The organism is Microbacterium sp. zg.Y1084, from assembly GCF_024623595.1.
GTDB classification, from domain to species: Bacteria; Actinomycetota; Actinomycetes; order Actinomycetales; family Microbacteriaceae; genus Microbacterium; species Microbacterium wangruii.
This window is the reverse complement of record NZ_JANJGV010000009.1, coordinates 253,177-277,532: the sequence shown is the minus strand read 5'-3', so window position 1 is coordinate 277,532 and position 24,356 is coordinate 253,177. Positions and strand designations below refer to the sequence as shown.

Sequence of the window (24,356 nt, the reverse complement as noted above, 5' to 3'; positions counted from 1 at the left end):
TGTAGACCCCGCCCTCAGCGACGCCGAGGGAGGCGGGCGTCAGCCGCGCAGCCCACGCAGCACGAGCGCCGTGCGCAGGGCGGCGTCCGCCGCCTCCGCGCCCTTGTCCTCCTGGGACCCCTCCAGGCCCGCGCGGTCCAGGCCCTGCTGCTCGTCGTCGAGGGTGAGCACCCCGAAGCCGACCGGCTTGCCGGTGTCCAGCGCGACGCGGGTGAGCCCGTCGGTCGCGGCCGCCGAGACGTACTCGAAGTGCGGCGTGCCGCCGCGGATGATGACACCGAGCGCGACGACGGCGTCGGCCCCGGCATCCAGCGCCGTCTTCGCCGCCACCGGCAGCTCGAACGAGCCGGGCACGCGCACCAGCGACCACTGCGCGCCCGAGGCGTCGAGGGCGCGCCGGGCGCCGGCGATGAGGCCGTCGGTGATGACGTCGTGCCAGGTGCCGGCGATGACGACGACGCGCAGGCCGCTGCCGTCGACGGGGGTGTGCTGCTCGGGGGAACCGGTGCCGCTCATGCGCTGGCCTCCTTCGTGCGCGCGAGCGCGCCGTCGAGATCGTCGCTGGCGATGATGTGGCCCATACGCTCGGCCTTCGTCACCAGGTACTGGTGGTTGTTGGGGCCCACGCCCACGAGCAGGGGGACCTGCTCGACGACGTCGAGGCCGAGGGCGCGCAGCTGCGCCACCTTGTCGGTGTTGTTGGTCAGCAGACGCAGCTTGTCCACGCCGAGATCGGCGAGGATGCCGGCCGCGGCGGCGTAGTCGCGCGCATCGGCGGGAAGGCCGAGCGCGAGGTTGGCGTCGACGGTGTCCAGCCCGTTCTCCTGCAGGCTGTACGCGCGCAGCTTGTTGATCAGGCCGATGCCGCGACCCTCATGGCCCCGCATGTACACCACGACGCCCCCGGCGACCGAGATCGCGTCGAGCGCGGCATCCAGCTGCGGACCGCACTCGCACTTGAGCGACCCGAACGCCTCGCCGGTGAGGCACTCGGAATGCACGCGCACCAGCGGTGCGTCCCCGGTGAGATCGCCCGAGACGATGGCGAGGTGGTCCGTGCCGGTGACGCGGTCCTTGTAGGCCAGCACCCGGAAGGTGCCGTGGGCGGTGGGCAGCTTGGCCTCCGCGCGAAGGCTCACCCGCCGCCGCTGCGGCCCGGAGTCGCCGGGGCCCTGCGGCTCGTGCTCGTCGAGGTAGGCCACGAGCTGCTCGATCGTGATGACGTGCAGCCCGTCGCGCTCGCCGAGCTCCATCAGCGCGGGCAGGCGCATCATCGATCCGTCGTCGGCGACGAGTTCGCAGATCGCGGCCACGGGCTCGAGGCCCGCCAGGCGCATGAGGTCGACGGAGGCCTCGGTGTGGCCGCCGCGCTCACGCACGCCGCCCTCCACCGCGCGCAGCGGCAGGATGTGGCCGGGACGGATCACGCTCGACGGAGTGGACCGGGGGTCGGCCAGCACATTGAGGGTGTGCGAGCGGTCGGCGGCGCTGATGCCCGTGGTGACGTTCTCAGCGGCGTCGACACTCACCGTGTACGCGGTGCCGCGGGCGTCTTCGTTGACCTCGACCATGGGCGGCAGATCGAGCCGGTCGGCCCATTCGGCGGGCATGGGGGCGCAGATGAAGCCGCTGGAGTGGCGGACCGTCCAGGCGATCCACTCGGGGGTGGCGAGCTGTGCCGAGATGACGACGTCGCCTTCGTTCTCGCGGTTCTCATCGTCGGCGACGATGACCGGGCGCCCGGCGCGCAGCGCCTCGAGGGCCTCGGGGATGGTGGAAAGGCTCATCGCGAGCCTCCTTCGTTCGGGACCGCCGGGGCGGTCGGGGGGAATGCGAGCAGGCGCTGCACGTGGCGCGCCAGAATGTCGGTCTCGAGGTTCACGCGGTCGCCGGGGGAGAGGGCGCCGAGCGTCGTGGCGGTGAGCGTCTCGGGGATGAGCGACACCTCGAACCACGCCTCCGCGGCGTCGGCGGGGCTCACGGCGCTGACGGTCAGCGACACGCCGTCGACGGCGATGGAGCCCTTGTCCACGACGAGGGGCGCGTGAGCGGGGTCGAGGGAGATCCGCAGCACCCGCCACTGGTCGCCGGGGCGCACCTCGAGCACCTCGCCGGTGCCGTCGATGTGACCCTGCACGATGTGGCCTCCCAGACGGCCGTGAGCGGCCATCGCCCGCTCGACGTTCACGCGCGTGCCGGTGCCGAGCCCGCCGAGGGTCGACATGTCGAGCGTCTGCTTCATGACGTCGGCGGTGAACACATCGCTCGCGCGGTCGACGACCGTCAGGCACACACCGCTGATCGAGATGGAGTCGCCGTGCCCGGCATCCGACACCGCCAGCGGGGCGCGCACGGTCAGTCGCACGCCGTCGCCGGACGGCTCGATGGCGGTGATCTCGCCCTGCTCCTCCACGATCCCGGTGAACATCAGGCGGTTCCTTCCTGTCGTGCGTCCCGCTCATGGCGGGCTGTCGCGACGATCAGCAGATCGTCGCCGAGTCGTTCGACGGATGCCACGCGCAGGCGCAGCTGCTCGTCGATGGTCGTCACCCCGACATCGCCCACGGCCGACACGGGGCCGCCGAGCAGGGTGGGGGCGAGGTAGACGAGGATCTCGTCTGCGAGGCCCGCGCGCAGGAAGGCGCCGGCCACGGTCGGGCCGCCTTCGACGAAGACGCGGTGCACGCCGCGCTCGCGCAGATCGTGCAGCAGGGATCCGGCGACGTCGCCGTGCTCGTCGAACAAGGTGCCGCCGCCGTGCTGCAGCAGCGGGCGGGGGTGGCGGGTGACGGCGGCGGATGCCGGCACGTCGCGGCGCCCGAGCACGACCGGCATCGGCTGCGCGTCGTACAGGGTGCCGTCGTCGCGCCGGGCGGTGAGGGCGGGGTCGTCGGCCAGCAGCGTGCCGGTGCCGACCACGATGGCATCCGCTTCCGACCGGCGACGGTGCACATCGGCACGGGCGGCGGGACCGGTGATCCACTGGCTCGTGCCGTCCGCGGCAGCGGCGCGGCCGTCGAGTGACTGCGCCCACTTCACCGTCACGTGGGGGCGGCCGAGCCGCTGCACGGTCAGCCACGAGTCCAGCAGGGCGCGTCCCTCGTCGGCGAGCACGCCGGGAACGACCTCCACCCCGGCGGCCCGCAGTCGCTCGGCCCCTCCCGAGGAGCGCTCGCCGGGGTCGTCGACGGCGTACACGACCCGGGCGATGCCGGCCTCGATGAGCGCCTCGCTGCACGGGCCGGTGCGACCGGTGTGGTTGCAGGGCTCGAGGGTGACCACCGCGGTGGCGCCGCGGGCGGCTCCCGGCGCGAGCGCGCGCAGGGCCTCCACCTCGGCGTGCGCGGTACCCGCGCCGTGGTGCCAGCCTTCGGAGAGAACGTCGCCGCCGGGGGAGAGCAGGACGGCGCCCACCTGCGGGTTCACCCCGCGGGGACCGCGCGCGGCCAGCGACAGCGCGCGGGCCATGGCCTCGCGTTCGCGATGTGTCGCGGTCATCCCTCGTCCTCCGGTCGGGTCTCCGGGGGCGGGTGGCCACAGACGACGCGCACCGCGTCGCCCCGTGCTGCCTCCCATCCGGACTGACGACTTGCGTCGCATCACCGTCGGTCCCGGATTTCCACCGGGTCAACCTCTGCCTCTCGGCGCGGGTTCGCGGACTGTCACCGCCGGTTCGGATTCTCACCGACCCCGGAGCACGTATTGCTCTCGAGTCTACTCAACGCGCTCTGGGGTCTTTCATTCCCCGACGGCCGAGCTCTCCCTCGTGACGAGACGGTAGGCGATCTCGACGCTGCGCGGCGGAGCCTCCGGCTCGTCCACGAGGGAGAGCACCTGCTCCACCGCGGTGTCGGCGATCGCCTTCTTGTCCGGCGCGACGGTCGTGAGGGAGGGGACGGAGAACTCCGCCTCCTGCACGTCGTCGATCGAGGCGATGGCGACGTCCTCGGGCACGCGCACGCCCGCATCGGCGAACGCGCGGACGGCGCCGAAGGCGAGCATGTCGGTGAAGCACACGAGTGCGTCGAAGCGCAGGCCGTGGGCGAGCGCACCGGTGACCCCGTCGTAGCCGGCTCGGCGCCCGAAGCGGTCGGTGTACAGGACCAGGTCGGGATCGAATGCGATGCCGGAGGACTCGAGTGCGTCGCGGTACCCCTGCAGACGGAGTCTGGCGCTGCGGTAGAGGTCGGAGTGGTAGGCGCCGAGCACGGCGATGCGCCGCCGACGCTGCTCGAGCAGGTGCCGGGTGATGTCGGTCGTCGCCTGCACGTTGTCGATGGCGATGCCGGTGTGGCGGGGGCTGGAGATCTGCTCCCCGATCAGCACGGTGGGAACGCTCGGGGTCGCGGCGTGGAACTCCTCGTCGGTGAGGGTGAAGGGGCTGAAGATGAGGCCGTCGACGAGATGCGAGGTGAACTCGCGCAGCATGCGCAGCTCGTTGTCCTTGCGCCCCGCCGTCTGTGTGGCGATCACGGTGTAGCCGCGCGCGTGGGCGGCGGACTCGACCAGCTCCGACAGCTCTGCGAAGTAGGGCTGCGACAGTTCCGGCACCGCGAATCCGAGGATGCGCGTGCGCCCCTCCCGCAGCCGGCGGGCGGAGATGTTGGGCTTGTAGTTGAGCTCCTCGATCGCACGCAGCACCCGCTCCCGCGTGCTGTCGCGCACGTACTCGTACTCGTTGACGACGTTGGACACCGTGCGGGGCGATACCCCCGCGAGCTGTGCGACGTCGCGCATGCTCGTGGCCATCCCGCCCCCCTCGTCGGTGTCTGCGTGTGCGTCCAGGGCGCCGCGAAGCGGTGCCGAGTTGACAACGAGTATGTCGCGTGGGCAGACTGATCGCGCAATTTGCAACGTGGCAAGAAATGAGCATCATGGCGACGATCCAGGCCGAGCGAGCGGTGGCGACCGCGCGTGCGTCCCGCGGCGGCAAGAGCGGCCTGAGGTACGGGATCGCGTTCATCGGGCCCTTCGTGGCCCTCTATGTGGTGTTCGTGCTCATCCCCGTCGTGCAGGCGGTCGTGATGAGCGTCCACGACTGGGACCTGCTCGGCCACACACGCGAGTTCATCGGCGTGGACAACTACGTCCGGATGCTGTGGGGCGTGGACATCACGTGGAGCATGGGCCATCTGTTCTGGTGGCGCCTGGCGGTTCTCGCGCTCGCCGCCGTGGTCGTGGTCAGCGCCGTGCGGCGGCGCCGCCTGACGGTGTGGAACGCCGCCGGAGCCATCGGCCTCGTCGCCATCGCCTTCGCGCTCGGGTTCCACCCGGGTGAGACCGGCTTCTGGTACGACCCGCGGTTCTGGACGGCGCTGCAGAACACGCTGCTGTTCACCGCTGTCTCCACGCCCCTCATCGCCGGTCTCGGCCTGGTGATGGCGCTCGCCCTGCAGGGCGGACGCCGTGGCGCCCGGTGGTATCAGATGGCGTTCTTCCTGCCCTACATCCTTCCCGTCTCCGTCGTCACGCTGATCTGGACCTATTTCCTCTCGCCGAATCAGGGCCTGCTGGCGGCCCTGCTGGAGCCGCTGGGCATCGCCCCGATCCCCTGGCTGTCGAGCACCGACACCGCCATGATCGCGATCATCGCCACGACGGTGTGGTGGACGGTGGGCTTCAACCTCGTGCTGTTCGCCGCGGGCCTGCAGGACGTCGACGCGTCGCTCTACGAAGCGGCGTCCCTCGACGGCGCGGGCCCGTGGGGCAAGTTCATCCACGTCACCCTTCCCGGCATCCGGCACGTGCTCCTGCTGGTCATGGTGATGCAGGTGATCGCATCGTTCCAGGTGTTCGGGCAGGTCAACATCATGACCGGGGGCGGTCCCGGCAGCGCCACCGACGTGGTGATCCGGCACATCTACCAGACCGGCTTCCGGGACTTCGAGCTGGGGTACGCCTCGGCGATGTCCCTCGTGCTGTTCGCCATCATGCTCGTGGTGTCGGTCATTCAGATGAAGTACCTCGGCAAGGACGAAAGCAAATGACGACCGCCGCAGTGACCTCGACACCGTCCGCCGCCTCCTCGCCGGCGCCGCAGGTGCGCCCGCCCGCCCGTTCCGCCCTCCGCCGCGCCTCGGCCGCTTCCTGGTACCACGTCGCGATGATCGTCGCCGCGGTCGTCTGGCTGCTTCCGATGCTGTGGATGACCTCGCTGGCGCTGAGCGACAACGCCGCCCTGACCCGGGAGACCCAGTTCCTCATCCCCCGGGACATCACCCTCGACAACCTCCTGGGTGTCTTCTCGGTGGGGCTCACCTCGCGCTGGTTCCTCAACAGCGCCGTGGTCAGCATCGTCACCACGGTGCTCACGGTGCTGCTGTGCGCCATGGCGGGCTACGCCTTCGCGCGGATCGACTTCCGGGGCAAAGCGGTGGTCTACGCCAGCGTGCTGGCGGGGCTGATGATCCCGAAGGAGGCGATGTTCGTCCCGCTGTTCACGATGGTCGCGGACGTGCAGATGCACAACACCTATGCGGCTCTGATCCTGCCGCGCATCGCCGCGCCTCTCGGCGTGTTCCTGATGACGCAGTTCTTCTCGAAGGTGCCGCACGAGGTCGAGGAGGCGGCGCGGATCGATGGTGCGGGTCCCTGGCGGACCTTCTTCTTCATCATGCTGCCGCTGGCCAGGCCCGCCATGATCGCGCTGGCCATCTTCACCTTCGTGCAGACCTGGAACGACTACCTGTGGCCTCTCGTCTCGGCCACCCGTTCGGAGATGTTCACGATCACCACCGGCCTGGCGTCGCTGCAGGGCAACTTCGCGCAGGCGACGGAGCTGGGAAGCCTCATGGCGCGCGGCCTCGTCGGATCGCTGCCGCTGCTCATCATCTTCCTGCTGTTCCAGCGCCACCTGATCCGAGGCATCTCGATGACCTCGGGCGGCAAATGACCTGTCCGTCGAATGCCGGGCACCCGACCCGGTCGTTCGCGGCTGACCAGGACGAGACGTCCACCAGAGAGAGGAAAACACACATGCGGAAAACCAGATTCGCCGGCGCAGCGGCGTCGCTGACGGCAGCGGCGATGCTGCTGACGGCGTGCGGCACGGGCACCGGCACCGGGAGCGAGGCCGGCAGCGGTGCCGACGACCTCGTCGACCGCATCGCGGCGGTCACCGACGACCAGCTCGACGGCGTCACGATCACGATGTCGCGCATGTTCGGCGACTGCGAGGAGACCACGCAGGGCGTGACCGATCCGTCGCTCGCGGCCAGCGAGTGCGAGGCGATCCAGATCCTCACCAACCAGTTCAACGCGGAGAACGAGTACGGCATCACCGTCGAGCGGCTCGGCGGCGCCGACTGGCACTCCTACTACGACGCCTTCAACGCCTCGGTGGCCGGCGGCGACCCCGCCGACATTGCCAACCTGCACGACTACTCCATGTCGGACTACGCCCAGCGCGACCAGCTGCTGGCCTTCGATCCCGAGGCAGTGGGCATCGACCTGTCTGACAGCACCGCCCAGGCCCAGTCGTCGGTGGTCTACGACGACAAGACCTATGCGGTGCCCTTCGACTCGCACGCCATCCTCGCCCACATCAACACCGACATCCTCGGCGCCGCGGGATACATGGGCGAGGACGGGCGACCGATCATGCCCACGTCCGCCGACGAGCTGCTGGAGATGGCGGCCGCGGTCAAGGAGAAGACGGGCACCTACCTGTTCTCGCTCGGCGTCGCGAACGACGACATGGCGTGGCGCATGTTCTACTCCCTCGTGCGCCAGCAGGGGTCGGACGTCGTCTCGGCCGACGGTGAGGCGCAGATCGACACCCCCGAGGCCGCGGCGGCCCTGGAGCTGATGAACGAGCTCATCGAGGGTGGCTACATCCACACCGACGCCGACTACGCCGGCTCCATCGACGAATGGAAGAGCGGCAAGTCCGCCATCCTGGTCAACGGCACCTGGGTGGTCAACGAATACGCCGCCACGGCGCCGTTCGGCTACGCCGTCACCGACTTCCCCGCTCTCATGGGCGAGCCGGCCGTGTGGGCTTCGTCGCACATGTGGGTCCTGCCGCGTCAGCGTGACGACGACCCGGTCGCCTACCGCGCCGCTCTCGAGTTCGCATCGTTCCTCTACGACAACACCGATGTCTGGGCCGTCGCGACCGGACACATCGCACCGCGGGTGTCCGTGGTCGAGTCCGACGCGTATCAGGCGGCGCCGAACCGCGAGTTCTACACGTCGACGGCGCTGAACGACATCCGCTTCGTGCCGCAGATCGACAACTGGACCGCCGTGAAGGATCTCATCCACACGCAGCTGGAAGAGGTCTGGTTCAACGGGAAGGACGTCGCCGCCGCGCTGGCCGAAGCGCAGAGCCGCGTCGAGCAGCAGCTGGACTGACGGGTACCCGAGCCCGTCCCCCCGACGCGGGGTCCGCCCTCGGCGGGCCCCGCGTCCCTCTCCCCGGAAGGAAGCCCCATGCCATCCCATCCCCGTCGCCGGCTCCGTCTCGACGGCACGTGGACCCTGCACCTCCCCGACGGCGCAACGGCCGACGTCACCGTGCCGGGCGCCTGGACGGCGCAGATCCCCGGTGCGGGCGACGCGCACGACACGGTGCGATACGAACGCCGCTTCGACGGTGAAGCCGCCGACGCGGAGCGGCGGTGGGTGCTGCGGTTCGACGCGGTCAACCACCACGCACGCGTCGTGCTCAACGGCATCCTGCTCGGAGAGCACGAAGGAGCGTGGATGCCCTTCGAGTTCGATGCGACGGCAGCGATGCGAGCGGGTGAGAACATCCTCGAGGTGACGGTCTCCTACCCGCCGCGCGTGGGGGACGACGGCGAGCCCGGTTTCCTCGAGCGCCCCCTGGGGAAGCAGTCGTGGTACGGCACGACGGCGGGCATCTGGCAGTCGGTGCGCCTCGAAGAGCGACACGACGCGCACGTGCGGCGGGTGAGCGTGCGCGCCGATGCGGCTGCGGCGACCCTCGACGTCTCCGCCGAGGTCACCCCGGCCGTGGCGGCAGGGCGCGAGGTGCACGTCGTGGTCTCGCGCGGCGGTGACGTGCAGGCCGAGGCGCGCCTGCATGCGGCGGGCGATCGCCACCGGGCGACGGTGCATGTGGACGGGGCAGAGCGGTGGGATCTCGACTCCCCGGTGCTCTACGACGTCCGCGTGGAGGTGCGCGAGGGCGACGCCGTCGTGGATGCCGTGGAGCGCTCGACCGGCTTCCGCGAGTTCACCGCAGCGGACGGCCGATTCCACCTCAACGGCCGGGAGATCTATCTGCGCGCGGTGCTCGATCAGGACTACCACCCTGGTTCCCAGCCCATGGCGGACGACTTCGCCCAGTGGGAGGAGCTCCTGCGGCAGACCCGTGCGCTGGGCTTCAACATGCTGCGCGTGCACATCAAACGTCCCGACCCGCGGTACTACGACATCGCCGACCGCCTCGGCATGCTGGTGTGGACGGAGCTGCCCAGCTGGATGACCTGGACGCGCAGGGGCGCCCAGGAGGCGCGGGCGCTGCTGCACGACATCGTCGCAGAGGACGTCCACCACCCGTCGATCGTCATGTGGACGATCATGAACGAGTCATGGGGCGTCGATCTGTCGCAGGACGAGCAGCGCTCGTGGCTCCGCGGAATGTATGAGGAATTCCGCGCCGAGCTGCCGGGCCACGTCATCGTGGACAACTCCGCCTGCGCCCCCAATTTCCATCTGCGCACCCAGGTCGACGACTACCACCTGTACCGGGGCATCCCGGAATCCCGCCGCGAGTGGGATTCCAAGATCGCCGAGTTCGCCGGGCGGCCCGCATGGACCTTCTCGCCCTACGGCGATGCCGTCCGCACGGGAGAAGAACCCCTCATGCTGTCGGAGTTCGGCAACTGGGGCCTGCCGGATGTGCGCGAGCAGTACATCGACGGCGAGGAGCCGTGGTGGTTCGCCCTCGGGGCCGGCTGGGCCTTCGGAGCCGCCGACGCCACCGGGCTGCGCGATCGGTTCGTCTCGCTGGGCCTGGACGGCGTCTTCGGCTCGTGGGAGGAGCTCCTCTCCCAGCTTCAGCGCGCCCAGTCGGTGGCCAACCGCTATCAGACCACCAGCATCCGGCTGCACCCCGAGATCCGTGGCTACGTGCTCACGCAGCTCAGCGACGTGCAGTGGGAGGCCAACGGACTGTTCGACATGAACCGCCGGCCGAAGCAGTTCACCTCCGAGTTCGGCATGGTCAACGGCGAACACGCCGTCGCGCTGCGCCCCGCCGCCTACAGCGTCTTCGCCGGGGACATCCTTCCCGTCACGGTGACCGCGCTCCCCGGCCCGCGGGGGGCCGGCCCCGGCGCGCGGCTGCGCCTGCTCGGCGACGAGGCGGGCCCGCGGGACCTCGGCGTCGTCGGCGATTCCCCTCGTGCCGCCGATGTCACCGTCGCGCTGCCGAAGACGCCCGGTCAGTACGAGATCGCGGTCGAGCTGGTCATCGACGGCGCCGTCGTCGCGCGCGACACCGCCGAGGTGATCGTCGTCGCGCACGAAGCGGTCTCGGGCCTGCGCTGTGTCGCGGGTGACGACGAGACGGCCATCTGGCTGAGCGGACTGGGCGTGGATCTCGTGACCGTCGAGGAGCCGGGAGCGCTGCTGGTCACCCGTCGGTTCACCGAGTCGGCTCGACACCATGCCGCCGCGGGCGGGCGCGTCCTGCTGCTGGCGGAGGACGACGGCGCGCTCGGCGACGCATTCGACTACCTCCCGTCCGCGCGGCTGGTCGGGCGGGCCGGTGACGGCGACTGGGTGCCTCGCACCGAGTGGCTCGACCGGAGGGGCCCCTTCCGGTCGGTGCCGGGCGAGGCGGTGCTGGGCATCGCGTTCGAAGACCTCCTGGGCGAGCGCGTCATCAGCGGGATTCCCGGACCTCTGCGCCCGGCCGTGGTCCACTCGGGGATCTTCTCCGGCTGGCTGCGTGGTGCTGCGGCCAGCACCGTGACGATCCGCTGGAGCGAGGGCGCGGTCACGATCACCACCCTGCGGGTGCGGGGGTCGGCCTCGGTGCCGGTCGCCCGTGCCGTCGCACAGGCACTGCTCAGCGCGGCGGCCCACGCATACGCGTCCCGGGCCCCCGAAGCATGCGAGGGTGGACAGAGCGCCTACGAGGAAGAGACGTGATCATGCACAACGACGACGCACACACCGGATTCGCCGCCCTCGCCGCCCGCCCGCATGCAGACGTGCTGATCATCGGCGGCGGGATCAACGGGCTCGCGACCTTCCGCGACCTCGCCATGCAGGGGGTGGACGTGGCGCTGGTGGAACGCGCCGACTATGTCAGCGGCGCGTCGGCCGCCTCATCCCACATGATCCACGGCGGCGTGCGCTACCTCGAGAACGGGGAGTTCCGCCTGGTGCACGAGGCGGTCACCGAGCGCAACTCGCTGCTCAAGATCGCGCCCCACTACGTGCGCCCGCTGCAGACGACGATCCCGATCTTCTCGACCTTCTCCGGACTGCTGTCCGCCCCGCTGCGATTCCTGCGGCACGGCAGCGGCCGGGCGCGCGAGCGCGGCGCGGCCCTGATCAAGATCGGCCTGGTCATCTACGACTCCTTCTCCCGTGGCGGCGGCCAGGTGCCCCGGCACACCTTCCACGGGCGGAAGCGCTCGCTGCAGCAGCTGCCCGACCTGAACCCCGCGGTGAAGTACACCGCCACCTACTGGGATGCCTCGGTGCACGACCCCGAGCGGCTCGCCATCGACGTGCTGCGCGACGGCCTGCGCGCGGGCGGCGATCGCGCCCGCGCCGCCGCCTACACCGCCGCCGTCGGCACGGCAGACGACGCGGTCGTGCTCCGCGACGCGATGAGCGGCGAGGAGATCCGCTTCACCGCGGCGGTGGTCGTCAACGCCAGCGGCCCGTGGGTCGACCTCACCAACGCCGCGCTCGGCGACCGCGTCGAGCGCATGGGCGGCACCAAGGGCTCGCACATCGTCGTGGACAACCCCGAGCTTCTCGCCGCCACCGGCGGCCGTGAGCTGTTCTTCGAGAACGAGGACGGACGGATCGTGCTGATCTATCCGCTGCGCGGCCGTGTGCTCGTGGGCACGACGGACATCGAGCACGACATGCGCGAACCCGCCGTGTGCACCGAGGCGGAGGTCGACTACTTCATCGACCTCGTCGCGCAGGTGCTTCCCGGTATCCCGGTGGAGCGCGACCAGATCGTCTACCGGTTCTCGGGGGTGCGCCCGCTGCCGCGGCACGACGACGTCGCCCCCGGCTTCGTCTCGCGGGACTACCGCATCGACCGCACACGCGTCGCCGGGCTGTCCGCGATCGTGCTGAGCCTGGTCGGCGGCAAGTGGACGACCTTCCGCGCATCGGCCGAGCGGCTGACCGACACGGTCCTGAGCGAGCTGGCCGTGCCGCGGCGCCGGTCCACGAAGGGCGTCGCGATCGGCGGAGGGCGCGGCTTCCCCGGCACCCAGCGCGCCCGCGCGCAGTGGGTCAAGGCGCACTCCGGCACGGTGCCCGCCGAGCGGGTGGACCAGCTGCTGGGGCGCTACGGCACGATCGCGGCCGATTACATCGCCGCGGTCGCCGCCGACGAGACCGACCGCCCCCTGCAGGGCGCCCCCCACCACAGCACCGGCGAACTGCGGCACCTCGCCGCCACCGAGGATGTGCATCACCTCGATGACGTGCTGCTGCGCCGCACCGGCCTGGCATTCACGGGCGCGGTGACCCCCGCCCTCGCGCTGGAGGTCGCCGAGGCCATCGCCCCGGTGCTGGGGTGGGACGACGAACGCGTCCACCACGAGGCGGCGAGGGCGCTGCGGGCCGTGCGCGCCGCCGAACCCGAGCCCGCCGCCGAGCCGTCGGGTCAGGAGCTGGCCGCGACGACCCTGGAGGCATGATGGCCGATCACGTCATCGCGATCGATCAGGGCACCACGTCGACGCGCGCGATCGTCTTCGACTCCGCCGGCTCGATCGTCGCCACGGCGCAGCGGGAGCACGAGCAGATCTTCCCTCGGGCCGGCTGGGTGGAGCACGACCCGGTCGAGATCTGGACCAACACCGAGTGGGTGCTCTCCTCGGCTGTCGCCCGCGCCGGGCTGGCGGCGAGCGAGGTCGCCGCGATCGGCATCACCAACCAGCGCGAGACCACCATGCTCTGGGACCGCCGCACCGGCCGGCCGATCGCGAACGCGATCGTCTGGCAGGACACCCGCACCCAGCGGCGCATCGACGAGCTCGCGGCGCAGTCGGATGCCGGCGGCCTGCGGTTCGCCGAGCAGACCGGCTTGCCGCTGGCGACCTACTTCTCCGCGTCGAAGATCGCGTGGATCCTCGATGCCGTCCCGGGGGCTCGCGCCGCCGCCGAGGCCGGCGAGGTGCTCTTCGGCACCCCCGACACCTGGGTGATCTGGAACCTCACCGGCGGCAGCCGTGGCGGCATCCACGTCACCGACGTCACCAACGCCAGCCGCACGCTGCTGATGGACCTGCGCACGCTCGACTGGTCCGACGAGCTGCTCGCCGTCTGGGACATCCCGCGCGCGATGCTGCCCGAGATCCGCTCGTCGTCGCAGGTGGTGGGCGAGGTCGCCGTGCCCGGCGTGGCACGCGGGGTCCCCATCGCCGGCATCCTCGGAGACCAGCAGGCCGCGACCTTCGGCCAGGCGGCGTTCGGCGCGGGGGAGTCGAAGAACACCTACGGCACCGGCAACTTCCTGCTCGTCAACACCGGTGACGAGCTCGTGCGCTCGCAGCACGGACTCATCACGACGGTCGCGTATCGCCGGGGTGACGAGCCGGCCCACTACGCGCTCGAAGGGTCGATCGCGGTCACCGGATCGCTCGTGCAGTGGCTGCGCGACAACCTCGGGATCATCGCGCGCTCGCAAGACGTCGAAACGCTCGCCGCCACCGTCGACAACGCCGGCGGCGCCTACTTCGTGCCGGCGTTCTCGGGGCTGTTCGCGCCGTACTGGCGCCCCGACGCCCGCGGCGCTCTGGTGGGGATGACCCGCTACGTCACCCGTGCGCACATCGCCCGCGCGGCGCTGGAATCCACCGCCTTCCAGACCCGCGACATCGTCGAGGCGGTCGTCGCCGACACCGGTGCGCCGCTGACGGAGCTGCGGGTGGACGGGGGCATGACCCGCAACGACCTGCTCATGCAGTTCCAGGCCGACATCCTCGGCATCCCCGTGGTGCGGCCCCGCATCGTCGAGACCACCGCGCTCGGCGCCGCGTACGCGGCCGGGCTGGCGACCGGCGTGTGGGCCGATGAGGACGAGCTGCGTCAGCAGTGGCGCGAAGACGCGCGCTTCGAGCCGCGCATGGACCGGGACGAGAGCGAACGCCGCTACCGGCTGTGGCGCAAGGCGGTGACGAAGTCGTTCGACTGGGTCGACGAGGACGCCCGCATCCTCATGGGCACCGACCAGTAGCGCTACTTCAGCAGGCGTGACAGGCGGCGGTCGGCGAGCACCTTGCCGCCGGTCTGGCAGGTGGCGCAGTACTCCAGGGAGTTGTCGGCGAAGAAGACCGACCGCACCTCGTCTCCGCACACGGGGCACGCCTCGCCCCGCCGCCCATGCACCTGCATGCCGCGGCGCTTGGCATCCTTCAGGTCCGCCGGGGGCTTGCCCGATGCCGCGGCGAGTGCTTCGGCGAGGGTGTCGCGCAGTGCCGCGAACAGCCGGTCGACCTCACCGTCATCGAGGCCGGCCGCGAGGGCGTACGGCGACATGCGTGCGGCGTGGAGGATCTCGTCCGAGTAGGCGTTGCCGATGCCGGCGATGATCGACTGGTCGCGCAGCACCCCCTTGATCTGGGTGCGGCGGCCCGCGAGCAGGCCGGCCAACGCGTCGCGGTCGAATCCCGGCGCGAGCGGGTCGGGGCCGAGACGGGCGATGCCGGGCACCTCGGCGGGGTCGCGCACGACGTACACGGCGAGCGACTTCTTGGTGCCGGCCTCGGTGAGGTCGAAGCCCGAGCCGTCGTCGAAGCCGATGCGCAGCGCGATCGGGGTGCGGCCCGGCTTGATCACCGTGGCGGGCAGGGCGTCGTACCACCGCAGCCACCCGGCTTTGGCCAGGTGGAACACGAGGTGCAGCGCTTCGCCGGCATCGGTGCGGGCGGCGAGGTCGATGAACTTCCCGTGCCGTGCCGCCGTCTCGATCCCCGCGCCGACGAGCGCGTCGACCGGAGGGTCATAGGTCTTCAGCGCGGCGATGCTCGCCACGCGTGCGGTCGTCACGCGCAGGCCGCGTGTGCGCTCGCCGAGGAAGTCGACCAGTCCCTGCACCTCCGGCATCTCGGGCATACCGGCATCCTGGCACGAACCGCCGGCACCGCGGCGGTCAGACCGCCAGGATCGGCCAGTCCACGGGGGTGCGGTCGTCGGTGGGGAGGAGACCGGCGACCCAGCCGTCGTGGCGCCCGCGCGGGTCGACGAGCTTCTGGCGCATCAGGCCCTCGTAGCGGAACCCGAGCGAGCGCGCGGTGCGCGCGGAGGGGATGTTGCCGACGATCGCCTGCCACTCCACCCGCTGCAGGCGCAGCGCCTCACCGAAGGAGAAGTCGATCACCGCGCGGGCCGCCTCGCCGAGGTAGCCCTGGCCGCGTGCGCCGGCGGCCATCCAGAAGCCGATCTCGGCGTCGCCGCCGGGGCGCAGGTGCTGCAGGCCGATCATGCCGATCCACTGCCCGTCGTGGCGGATCGCCCACGTGAGCTCGGTCTCGTCCTCCCACCACTGGGCGGCCAGAGCGATGAAGTCATCGGCGTGCGTGCGGGTGTAGGGGGAGGGGAGGGTGGTCCACCGCGGCACCTCGGGGTCCTGCGCGGCCTCCGTCACGGCGTCGGCATCGGCCGGGGTCGGGAGCGACAGCTCGAGGCGGGACGTGCGGAGACTGACGGGTTGCATCATTCGAGCCTAACTCCGTCGCGGCCGTCCGCCTTCCGCCGCCGCCCTGCGCCGCCGCGCGCCCCGCCCGCGCCCACTGCCGCCCGCACCCACCGCCGCCCGCACATGGCAGCCCGCCGCCCGCCGCGGCCCGCCGCGGCCCGCCGCGGCCCGCCGCGCTTGACAGGCCGTTGTCGTGGCTGTCCGTGCGCAACGTCGCCACTCCGCCGCCGCGCGCCCCGAGCGGCGTGCACAACGTCGCCACCCCGCCGCCGCGCGCCCCGAGCGGCGTGCACAACGTCGCCACCCCGCCCGCACCGGGGCGGTCCCTGACGCGTTCACGGCCCTGCGCCCCGATCCCGCGACGTTGTGCCCCGGTGGTGTCCGTCGTGCCCCGCGACGGTCGCGACATTCTGCACGCCCGCCGCCGCGCGCGCCGGCCGCGGCGCCTCCTCCCCAGGCCTGGCAACACGGGCAGCTGTCCACGGACCAGCCGATCGCCGAAGGACGGCGATGCCGCCGCGACACAGTGGGAGGGTGATCCCGACCCCCGTCGTCGGCACCTCGCCGACCACCGTCAGCTACGCGATGCTGCGCGCCGGCGGGGTGCCGCGCCGCCGGATCGACTCAGCAGTCGCGGGCGGCGCGCTGATTCGCGTGCGACGCGGAACGTATGTGCCCGGTGACTGTCCGCCCGCCTTCCTGCTCGCGGCCCGTGAGGGCGGCCGCCTCGACTGCCTCTCGCTGCTGGCGGCCTGGGGCGTCTTCGTGCTCGACGCGACCGCCACGCACGTCCAGATGGACTACGGCGCCACCCGTCTCCCGCCGCGTCGCGACGGGCTGGAGCGCCACTGGCGGTGCACAGCGGCGGCGTCCGATGCGCTCGCCGCACCGCTCATCGAGGCCCTCGCGCAGGCATGCCGGTGCCAGCCCCCGCGGGCGGCCATCGCCACCCTGGACAGCGCATGGCACCAGGGTCGGGTGGACGAGGCGGGCATCGCGGACGTGTTCCGGCTGCTGCCGCGACGCTTCGGCATCCTGCGCGCCCACCTCGACCGGCGCGCGGAGTCGGGCATCGAGACGCTGCTGCGTCTGATGCTGCGCGCCCAGGGGTGGCAGGTCGAGGTGCAGGTCCTCATCCCGGGCGTGGGCCGGGTGGACCTCGTCGTCGACGGCTGGCTCATCATCGAGTGCGACAGCGCGCAGTTCCACGGCGGATGGCTCGAGGGACGTCGCGACCGCCGGCGCGACCTCCAGGCCGCGCGCCTGGGCTACGTCACGCTGCGACCGATTGCGGAGGACGTCATCCACCGGCCGGACGAGGTGATCGCCGCCCTCCGTGACGTGATGGCGCACGGGGCGCCGCTGCGTCGCGTGCACAACGTCGCCACCCGTCCCCGCCGGCGCAGCACACGCGCGCCGTAGCCCGGCGGCGCGCCGGATCCGCGACGTTGTGCACGCCTCGGCGTGACACCCGCCGCGCGGGTCAGGCGGTGACGTTCGCGCTGTCCCCGGCCGTGACCGCGAGCGAGGTCCCGCTGATCAGCCGCGCTTCGTCCGACGCGAGGAACACCACGAGCGGCGCGACGTCCTCCGGCTCGATCCAGGGCAGGCCCATGGGGCTCTTGGCAGCCAGCATCCGGCGGGCGGTCGCCTCGTCGTCGGCGACATCGCCCGACGGCGACGACCCCGAGACGGCGATCGCCTGCGCGTACCGGTCCTCATGGCGCGTGAGCGCCGTGTCGACGAGGCCCGGGATCACGGCGTTCACCGTGATGCCGTGGGCTCCGAGCTCCAGCGCCGCGGACTTCATCAGCCCGATGATGCCCCACTTCGACGCCGAGTAGGCCGACCCCCACTTGGTGCCGTGCTGGCCCTGCGTCGACGACGTCACGATGATCCGCCCCCCTCCGCGGCGCACCAGCAGCGGCGCGAAGACGCGCAGCATGTTCGCAGTGCCGGTGAGGTTGTTGTCGATCTGGTCGTGCCAGTCGGCGTCCGCCATCTCGAGAATGGGCTTGAAAGCCTGGATGCCGGCGTTCGCGAAGACGATGTCCACGCCGCCCCAGGTCGTCTCGACCTCGGTCGCGACGTCGCGGAGCGCGCCGATGTCGCGGTGATCGGCGACGATGCCCAGCAGCGCGTGCCGGCATCGCGCACCCGGGCGCCGGTGTCGTCCAGTTCCCCCTGGGTCGCGGGCGGGAAGTCGTCGGCGCGGCTGACCACGGCGATGATGTCGATCCCGACAACGTCGGCGCCCGCCCGTGCGAGGGCGACTGCGGCGGCCGCGCCGATTCCGCGCGCCGCCCCGGTGACCACGGCGATCCTGCCATCGAGGCGTCCGGTGGTCCAGGGCTTCTTCTCGGGCATGGCTGCTCCTCGGAGGGTGGCACCGCGTCGCGCGATTGTCCGATCCTGCCCCTGGGTGCGGCCTCGGACAAGGCCTGGGCCGCGCACAACGACGGTGATCGCGTCGGTGCGCCGGCCTGCGGTGGCTGTCGACGGGCCCTCGCAGCCGGTTCGGCGACGTTGTGCACGCGCCCCCCCGGAACGCGGCGCGCGCCCGCCCGGCCGGCGTCGGTCATGCGGACCGGCCGACGCCGAGCGCGCCGGTGCCCTGCGGTGGGAAGCGACGGGGTGGCCCGCCGGGACCTCAGCCTCGGCGCAGCAGACCCACGCGGTCGTAGACCTGCGACAGCGTCTTGTCGGCGACCTCGTCGGCGCGGGCCGCGTTGGCGGCGAGCACGCGGTCGAGCTCGGCGGGGTCGTCGAGCAGCTCCAGGGCGCGGGCGCGCACGGGGCCGAACTCCTCGACCACGACCTCGGCGAGTCCCTTCTTGAAGTCGCCGTAGCCACGGCCGGCGTACTCGTCCTCGATCGAGGGGATCTGCCGACCCGTCAGCGCCGCATAGATCACGAGGAGGTTCGACACCCCGGGCTTGTTCTCCCGGTCGTACCGCACCACGCCCTCGCTGTCGGTGACGGCGCGCATGATCTTCTTCGCCGAGACCTTCGGGTCATCCAGCAGCCACAGCACGCCGGCGTCGGACTCGGCCGACTTCGACATCTTCGCCAGCGGGTCCTGCAGGTCGTAGATGCGCGCCGTCTCCTTCTGGATCACCGGCATCGGCACGGTGAACGTCTCGCCGTAGCGCGAGTTGAAGCGCGCCGCGAGGTCGCGGGTGAGCTCGACGTGCTGCTTCTGGTCGTCGCCGACCGGCACGATGTCGGTCTGGTACAGCAGGATGTCCGCGGCCATCAGGATCGGGTAGGTGAACAGCCCGACCGAGGTGGTGTCGGCGCCGTAGCGCTGCGACTTGTCCTTGAACTGCGTCATGCGTGACGCCTCGCCGAAACCGGTGATGGTCGACAGGATCCAGGCCAGCTCGGCGTGGGCGCGCACGTGCGACTGCACGTACAGGGTCGACCGCGACGGCTCAATGCCGGCGGCGATGTACTGCGCGGCCGTGCGGCGGGTCTTCTCCCGCAGCACCCCTGGATCGTTCGGCTGGGTGAGCGCGTGCAGGTCCACCACCGAGAAGTACGCCTCGTACGCCTCCTGCAGGTCACGCCACTGCAGAAGCGCCCCGATGTAGTTGCCGACCTGGAGCGAATCGGCGGAGGGCTGCATTCCGGAGTAGAGGCGGGGTCTGGTCACCCCTCCAGTCTAGAGAGCGGATGCCACCGCCCTCGCCGTGCCGGGCTCAGACGCCGAGGGTGTAGTCGGCGATCACCGGCGCGTGGTCGCTCCAGCGGGTGTCCCACGAGGGCGCGCGGACGACGCGGTAGTCCACCACCCGGGACCCGAGGGCGGGGGAGGCGAGGTGGTAGTCGATGCGCCAGCCGGTGTCGGTGTCGAACGCCTTTCCGCGGTTCGACCACCACGTGTACGGGCCGTCGACCTCGCCATGGAAGGTGCGCCCCACATCGATCCAGCCGAGGCCGGTGCCCGTCGATCCGTCGACGCCTCGCACCTCGGCGCCGGCGGGCCCGGTGAACCGGTCGAAGTACGCCCGCTCGCGCGGGAGGAACCCGGCCTTCTTGACGTTGCCCTTCCAATTGCGGATGTCGAGCTCCCGATGGCCGACATTGAGGTCCCCGGTGATGACGGCGAGCGAGCCGTCCGCGGCGAGGAGCGGCATCCGCGCCTCCATCGCGTCGAGGAACGCGTACTTCGCGACCTGCTTGTCGGTGTCGACCTGCCCCGTGAAGACGTAGGCGCTCACGACGGTGAGCCGCTCGCCGTCGACGTCGATGTCGGCCTCGACCCAGCGGCCCTTCGCATCGAGGGTGTCGTCGCCGCCGAGGTCGGTGCGCCAGACGTCGAGGGGCTCGCGGGCGGCGATCGCGACACCGGCGCGGCCCTTGGCCAGTGCCTCGTCGTTGACCACGTGCCAGCCCGGCAGGGCGGCGGCCAGGTCCGCGGCCTCGGCCCGCACCTCCTGCAGGGTGAGGACGTCCACTCCCGCGTCTTCGAGCCAGGGCGTCATGCCCTTGCGGACGGCGGCACGGATGCCGTTGACGTTGACGGAGGCGATGCGGATCGTTCGGGGCACGACGGCAAGCGTAATCGGGGGAGCGGACACCGCCGCACGGCCGATGCTCAGTCGAATGTGAGCAGGCGGGGCTCGTCCTCGGGGGGCACCGCGGCGCGGGCGCGCGCCAGGTCCGCCCGGGCCGCGCTCACGCGCCGGTCGGCGATCCACCGCCGCCACCAGGGGGCGGCGGCCCGTTCGGCGCGCACGCGGCGCAGGCGCACCTCGGCCGCGATGGCCAGGGCGCCCAGTTCACGCCGGCGGCGCTCGGCATCGGTCAGGTGCGTCAGCGGGATCTCGTGGTCGGCGGCGGCGACGGCGATCCACGACGCGGCCACCAGGATCACCACGCCGTTCAGCCGGAACCACAGGAGCATGCCGATGAGCGCGGAGAAGGTCACCAGCAGCGGGTTGGACGGCGTGTAGGACAGCAGTGTGCCGGCACCCAGCTGCAGCACCACCAGTCCCGCCCCGCCGAGCAGGGCGCCGGGCCAGATGGTGCGCCACGGCAGCGAAGTCCCGGCGAGAAAGCGGAACAGCCCCGCCATCGCGGTCGCGGCGATGCCGAAGGCGACGGCGACGGAGAGCACGCGGCTGAGCACCTGCACCCAGGTGGAGGTGTCGCCGATGTCGAGGGCGCCCAGCAGCACGTTCAGCGCGCCGGCGGCGAAGCTCGACAGACCCGCACCCACCACCAGGGCGGCGCCGAACAGCAGAGCCGCGACGAGGTCACGCGCCTTCAGCAGGAAGTAGTTGCGCCCGTCGAAGGGCAGTCCGAAGATGTCGCGCACGGCGCGGCGGGTGAAGGTGACGAACCCGATCGCGGTCCATACCGCCACGAGGAAGGCCACGACACCCGTGACCGCGAGCACGCCGCCGCTGCTGCGGGCGATGGCCTCGACCTCGTCGGGGGAGATGACCCCGCCGGCGGAGATGAGGTCGGGCACGTAGGTGTCGACGATCGTGATGAGCCCGGCCACGGCCTGTGCGCGCGAGCCGAGCCACGCGCCCGCCAAGGCGAACGCGAAGTACAGGGCGGCGAAGATCGAGAACAGCGATTGGTAGCTGATGCTCGCCGCCAGGAGGAATCCGTTGTGCCGCAGGAAATGCCGCCACACCCGCACGGGGAACGCCTTCAGTGTGCGGCGTGTGAGCTTGTTCGCGCGGTCGAGGGGCTCGTCGAGTCGCCCCCGCAGCGCGGAGTCGTCCCACCGAGCACGCCAGCCGGCGTCATCCGACGGCGGCCGCGCAGGTGAAGAGCTCACGTCGACAGCGTAGCGAGGGCGGATGCCGCACCCGCCGGCATCCGCCCCCGTTCAGCGCGCAGTGCGCGACTACTTGCGCAGGATCGCCTGCTTGACCTCGGCGATGGCCTTGGTGACCTCGATGCCGCGGGGGCACGCCTCGGTGCAGTTGAAGGTGGTGCGGCAGCGCCACACCCCCTCCTTGTCGTTGAGGATGTCCAGGCGTGCGTCGCCGGCGTCGTCGCGCGAGTCGAAGATGAACCGGTGGGCGTTGACGATCGCGGCGGGGCCGAAGTACTGCCCGTCGGTCCAGAACACGGGGCACGACGAGGTGCACGCCGCGCACAGGATGCACTTGGTGGTGTCGTCGAAGATCTCGCGGTTCGCGATCGTCTGGATGCGCTCCTTGCCCGGCTCCGGCGCGGAGTTCGAGATGAGGAACGGCTGCACCTCGCGGTACGACGCGAAGAACGGCTCCATGTCGACGATCAGGTCCTTCTCCAGCGGCAGGCCCTTGATGGCCTCCACGTAGATGGGCTTGGAGATGTCGAGGTCCTTGATGAGCGTCTTGCAGGCCAGGCGGTTGCGGCCGTTGATGCGCATGGCGTCCGAGCCGCAGATGCCGTGGGCACACGAGCGGCGGAAGCTCAGCGAGCCGTCGACCTCCCACTTGATCTTGTGCAGGGCGTCGAGCACGCGGTCGGTGGCGTACAGCTCCACGTCGTAGTCCACCCAGCGCGGCTCGGTGTCCTTCTCCGGGTCGAAGCGGCGGATGATGAACGTGACGAGGAACGACTGGATGCCGGTGGCGCCGGACTCCACGGCGTCGGCCGTCTCGGCGGGGGCGAGTGCGCTGGCCATGCCTAGTACTTCCTCTCCATCGGCTGGTAGCGGGTGATGACGACGGGTTTCCAGTCCAGGCGGATGTGGTCCTCCGGGTGCGACGAATGCGGGTCGCCGGAGAGGTACGCCATCGTGTGCTTCATGTAGTTCTCGTCGTCGCGCTTGGGGTAGTCGTCGCGCATGTGACCGCCACGGCTCTCCTTGCGGTTGCGGGCGGTGACGACGACGACCTCGGCGAGGTCGAGCAGGAAGCCGAGCTCGACCGCTTCGAGCAGGTCGGTGTTGAAGCGCTTGCCCTTGTCGTCGACGTGCACGTTGCGGTAGCGCTCGCGGAGGTCCGCGATGACGTCCATGACCTCGGAGAGCGATTCGTCGGTGCGGAACACCTGGGCCTTGCGGTCCATCTCGTCCTGCAGGGTCTTGCGGAGCACGGCGATGCGCTCGGTGCCCGGGTTGTTGCGCAGGCTCTCGATCATCTCCCGCACCTCCTTGGCCGGGTCCTCCGGCAGGGGCACGAAGTCTGCGGTCTGCACGTACTCGACGGCGTTGCGCCCGGCGCGCTTGCCGAACACGTTGATGTCCAGCAGCGAGTTGGTGCCGAGGCGGTTCGAGCCGTGCACCGACACGCAGGCGCATTCGCCGGCGGCGTAGAGGCCCGGGACGACCGTGGTGTTGTCGCTGAGCACCTCGGCGTTGACGTTCGTCGGGATGCCGCCCATCGCGTAGTGGGCGGTCGGCATGACCGGTACGGGCTCCACGACCGGGTCCACGCCCAGGTAGGTGCGGGCGAACTCCGTGATGTCGGGGAGCTTCGTCTCGAGCACCTCGGCGCCCAGGTGCGTGCAGTCCAGCAGCACGTAGTCGCGCTCGGGTCCGGCGCCGCGGCCCTCGGCCACCTCCTGCACCATGCAGCGGCTCACGATGTCGCGCGGGGCGAGGTCCTTGATGGTGGGCGCGTAGCGCTCCATGAAGCGCTCACCCGAGGCGTTGCGCAGGATCGCTCCCTCGCCGCGGGCGCCCTCGGTGAGGAGGATGCCGAGACCGGCCAGGCCGGTCGGGTGGAACTGGAAGAACTCCATGTCCTCCAGCGGCAGACCCTTGCGCCAGATGACGCCGACGCCGTCACCGGTGAGGGTGTGGGCGTTGGAGGTCGTCTTGAAGATCTTGCCGAACCCGCCCGTGGCGAAGATCGTCGCCTTGGACTGGAAGACGTGGAGGTCGCCCGTCGCGAGGTCGTAGGCGACGACGCCCGCGACCTGCATCGAGCCGTCCTCGGCCTTCACCGTGATGAGGTCGAGCACGTAGAACTCGTTGAAGAAGTTGATGCCGAGCTTGACGCAGTTCTGGAACAGCGTCTGCAGGATCATGTGACCGGTGCGGTCGGCGGCGTAGCAGGCGCGGCGCACCGGCGTCTTGCCGTGGTCGGCGGTGTGCCCGCCGAAGCGACGCTGGTCGATCTTGCCCTCGGGGGTGCGGTTGAACGGCAGCCCCATGTTCTCGAGGTCGATGACGGCGTCGATCGCCTCCTTGGCCAGGATCTCCGCGGCATCCTGGTCGACGAGGTAGTCGCCGCCCTTGACGGTGTCGAAGGTGTGCCACTCCCACGAGTCCTCTTCGACGTTGGCCAGGGCCGCCGCCATGCCGCCCTGCGCCGCACCGGTGTGCGAGCGGGTCGGGTACAGCTTGGAGATCACGGCGGTCTTCGCGCCGGGCCCGGCTTCGATCGCCGCGCGCATGCCGGCACCGCCGGCGCCCACGATCACGATGTCGAACTGGTGGTAGTGCACGCCGTCCTTGACGACGCTGCCTTCGCTCTGGGTGCTCACGTGTCAGATGCCTTCAATCTCTGCTGTGTCGCGCGGCGTC

At 71.1% G+C, this 24,356-nt stretch carries 20 protein-coding genes; 7 read left to right on the top strand and 13 right to left on the bottom strand.

The genetic code is table 11. The annotated features are described in order from the left end of the window. Nucleotides 1–39 precede the first annotated feature (39 nt). The 5 genes from ribH to NQ165_RS11630 form a co-directional block, all read right to left on the bottom strand. Nucleotides 40–516 (bottom strand): 6,7-dimethyl-8-ribityllumazine synthase, encoded by a 477-nt coding sequence (gene ribH / locus NQ165_RS11650; protein WP_257526462.1) that lies wholly within the window; start codon nt 514–516, stop codon nt 40–42. Then, nucleotides 513–1,787, bottom strand: a complete 1,275-nt coding sequence (gene ribB, locus NQ165_RS11645; protein WP_257533532.1) for a 3,4-dihydroxy-2-butanone-4-phosphate synthase — start codon at nt 1,785–1,787, stop codon at nt 513–515. Before ribB ends, ribH begins: the two co-directional genes overlap by 4 nt. Beyond that, on the bottom strand, nt 1,784–2,428 hold the full coding sequence (locus NQ165_RS11640) for a riboflavin synthase (protein ID WP_257526464.1): 645 nt from the start codon (nt 2,426–2,428) through the stop codon (nt 1,784–1,786). Before NQ165_RS11640 ends, ribB begins: the two co-directional genes overlap by 4 nt. After that, the gene (gene ribD, locus NQ165_RS11635) at nt 2,428–3,498 is read right to left on the bottom strand and encodes a bifunctional diaminohydroxyphosphoribosylaminopyrimidine deaminase/5-amino-6-(5-phosphoribosylamino)uracil reductase RibD (protein WP_257526465.1); all 1,071 of its coding nucleotides are present in this window, start codon (nt 3,496–3,498) and stop codon (nt 2,428–2,430) included. Before ribD ends, NQ165_RS11640 begins: the two co-directional genes overlap by 1 nt. Nucleotides 3,499–3,738: 240 nt before the next feature. After that, nucleotides 3,739–4,749, bottom strand: a complete 1,011-nt coding sequence (locus tag NQ165_RS11630) for a LacI family DNA-binding transcriptional regulator (RefSeq protein WP_257526466.1) — start codon at nt 4,747–4,749, stop codon at nt 3,739–3,741. A gap of 125 nt (nt 4,750–4,874) precedes the next feature. On the opposite strand from NQ165_RS11630, the gene NQ165_RS11625 reads away from it, so the two are divergent. From NQ165_RS11625 to glpK, 6 genes are all read left to right on the top strand, one after another. Then, nucleotides 4,875–5,987 carry a carbohydrate ABC transporter permease gene (locus NQ165_RS11625; RefSeq protein WP_257526467.1) on the top strand — a complete coding sequence of 371 codons (1,113 nt, stop codon included), beginning with the start codon at nt 4,875–4,877 and terminating at the stop codon, nt 5,985–5,987. Then, complete coding sequence (locus NQ165_RS11620) at nt 5,984–6,892, top strand: carbohydrate ABC transporter permease (protein WP_257526468.1); 909 nt, start codon at nt 5,984–5,986, stop codon at nt 6,890–6,892. The genes NQ165_RS11625 and NQ165_RS11620 overlap by 4 nt, the downstream gene beginning before the upstream one ends. 83 nt (nt 6,893–6,975) lie before the next feature. Further along, nucleotides 6,976–8,355, top strand: a complete 1,380-nt coding sequence (locus NQ165_RS11615) for an extracellular solute-binding protein (protein ID WP_257526469.1) — start codon at nt 6,976–6,978, stop codon at nt 8,353–8,355. A 78-nt stretch (nt 8,356–8,433) separates the two neighbouring features. After that, complete coding sequence (locus NQ165_RS11610; RefSeq protein WP_257533529.1) at nt 8,434–11,124, top strand: sugar-binding domain-containing protein; 2,691 nt, start codon at nt 8,434–8,436, stop codon at nt 11,122–11,124. A 2-nt stretch (nt 11,125–11,126) separates the two neighbouring features. Continuing rightward, entirely contained in the window at nt 11,127–12,869 is a 1,743-nt protein-coding gene (locus NQ165_RS11605; protein WP_257533571.1) for a glycerol-3-phosphate dehydrogenase/oxidase, read from the top strand. Continuing rightward, nucleotides 12,869–14,410 carry a glycerol kinase GlpK gene (gene glpK, locus NQ165_RS11600; RefSeq protein WP_257533570.1) on the top strand — a complete coding sequence of 514 codons (1,542 nt, stop codon included), beginning with the start codon at nt 12,869–12,871 and terminating at the stop codon, nt 14,408–14,410. The genes NQ165_RS11605 and glpK overlap by 1 nt, the downstream gene beginning before the upstream one ends. A gap of 2 nt (nt 14,411–14,412) precedes the next feature. On the opposite strand, the gene NQ165_RS11595 is transcribed toward glpK, so the two are convergent. Together NQ165_RS11595 and NQ165_RS11590 are read right to left on the bottom strand one after the other, a co-directional pair. Continuing rightward, nucleotides 14,413–15,288: an Fpg/Nei family DNA glycosylase gene (locus tag NQ165_RS11595; RefSeq protein WP_257533527.1), complete on the bottom strand. Its 876-nt coding sequence runs from the start codon at nt 15,286–15,288 to the stop codon at nt 14,413–14,415. Between the two features lie 37 nt (nt 15,289–15,325). After that, on the bottom strand, nt 15,326–15,889 hold the full coding sequence (locus tag NQ165_RS11590; RefSeq protein ID WP_257526472.1) for a GNAT family N-acetyltransferase: 564 nt from the start codon (nt 15,887–15,889) through the stop codon (nt 15,326–15,328). Nucleotides 15,890–16,405: 516 nt separating this feature from the next. On the opposite strand from NQ165_RS11590, the gene NQ165_RS11585 reads away from it, so the two are divergent. Beyond that, nucleotides 16,406–17,293, top strand: a complete 888-nt coding sequence (locus NQ165_RS11585) for an endonuclease domain-containing protein (protein ID WP_257526473.1) — start codon at nt 16,406–16,408, stop codon at nt 17,291–17,293. A gap of 61 nt (nt 17,294–17,354) precedes the next feature. Here NQ165_RS11585 and NQ165_RS11580 read toward each other — a convergent pair whose 3' ends face one another. From NQ165_RS11580 to sdhA, 6 genes are all read right to left on the bottom strand, one after another. Beyond that, nucleotides 17,355–17,978 carry an SDR family NAD(P)-dependent oxidoreductase gene (locus NQ165_RS11580; RefSeq protein ID WP_257533569.1) on the bottom strand — a complete coding sequence of 208 codons (624 nt, stop codon included), beginning with the start codon at nt 17,976–17,978 and terminating at the stop codon, nt 17,355–17,357. Nucleotides 17,979–18,521: 543 nt separating this feature from the next. Next, on the bottom strand, nt 18,522–19,526 hold the full coding sequence (gene trpS / locus NQ165_RS11575) for a tryptophan--tRNA ligase (RefSeq protein ID WP_257526474.1): 1,005 nt from the start codon (nt 19,524–19,526) through the stop codon (nt 18,522–18,524). 46 nt (nt 19,527–19,572) lie between these two features. Then, entirely contained in the window at nt 19,573–20,424 is an 852-nt protein-coding gene (locus NQ165_RS11570) for an exodeoxyribonuclease III (RefSeq protein WP_257533525.1), read from the bottom strand. Between the two features lie 47 nt (nt 20,425–20,471). Further along, nucleotides 20,472–21,668, bottom strand: coding sequence for a YihY/virulence factor BrkB family protein (locus tag NQ165_RS11565; protein WP_257526477.1), 1,197 nt, complete (start codon nt 21,666–21,668; stop codon nt 20,472–20,474). Between the two features lie 69 nt (nt 21,669–21,737). Beyond that, a complete protein-coding gene (locus NQ165_RS11560; protein WP_257526478.1) occupies nt 21,738–22,508 on the bottom strand; it encodes a succinate dehydrogenase iron-sulfur subunit in 771 nt (256 codons plus the stop codon). Between the two features lie 2 nt (nt 22,509–22,510). Continuing rightward, nucleotides 22,511–24,316: a succinate dehydrogenase flavoprotein subunit gene (sdhA, locus tag NQ165_RS11555; RefSeq protein ID WP_257526479.1), complete on the bottom strand. Its 1,806-nt coding sequence runs from the start codon at nt 24,314–24,316 to the stop codon at nt 22,511–22,513. Nucleotides 24,317–24,356: the final 40 nt, after the last annotated feature.

Bases quoted from the DNA above. Each gene is read 5' to 3' on its own strand.
- ribH (WP_257526462.1), bottom strand. From the start codon at position 516: ATGAGCGGCACCGGTTCCCCCGAGCAGCACACCCCCGTCGACGGCAGC.
- ribB (WP_257533532.1), bottom strand. From the start codon at position 1,787: ATGAGCCTTTCCACCATCCCCGAGGCCCTCGAGGCGCTGCGCGCCGGG.
- NQ165_RS11640 (WP_257526464.1), bottom strand. From the start codon at position 2,428: ATGTTCACCGGGATCGTGGAGGAGCAGGGCGAGATCACCGCCATCGAG.
- ribD (WP_257526465.1), bottom strand. From the start codon at position 3,498: ATGACCGCGACACATCGCGAACGCGAGGCCATGGCCCGCGCGCTGTCG.
- NQ165_RS11630 (WP_257526466.1), bottom strand. From the start codon at position 4,749: ATGGCCACGAGCATGCGCGACGTCGCACAGCTCGCGGGGGTATCGCCC.
- NQ165_RS11625 (WP_257526467.1), top strand. From the start codon at position 4,875: ATGGCGACGATCCAGGCCGAGCGAGCGGTGGCGACCGCGCGTGCGTCC.
- NQ165_RS11620 (WP_257526468.1), top strand. From the start codon at position 5,984: ATGACGACCGCCGCAGTGACCTCGACACCGTCCGCCGCCTCCTCGCCG.
- NQ165_RS11615 (WP_257526469.1), top strand. From the start codon at position 6,976: ATGCGGAAAACCAGATTCGCCGGCGCAGCGGCGTCGCTGACGGCAGCG.
- NQ165_RS11610 (WP_257533529.1), top strand. From the start codon at position 8,434: ATGCCATCCCATCCCCGTCGCCGGCTCCGTCTCGACGGCACGTGGACC.
- NQ165_RS11605 (WP_257533571.1), top strand. From the start codon at position 11,127: ATGCACAACGACGACGCACACACCGGATTCGCCGCCCTCGCCGCCCGC.
- glpK (WP_257533570.1), top strand. From the start codon at position 12,869: ATGGCCGATCACGTCATCGCGATCGATCAGGGCACCACGTCGACGCGC.
- NQ165_RS11595 (WP_257533527.1), bottom strand. From the start codon at position 15,288: ATGCCCGAGATGCCGGAGGTGCAGGGACTGGTCGACTTCCTCGGCGAG.
- NQ165_RS11590 (WP_257526472.1), bottom strand. From the start codon at position 15,889: ATGCAACCCGTCAGTCTCCGCACGTCCCGCCTCGAGCTGTCGCTCCCG.
- NQ165_RS11560 (WP_257526478.1), bottom strand. From the start codon at position 22,508: ATGGCCAGCGCACTCGCCCCCGCCGAGACGGCCGACGCCGTGGAGTCC.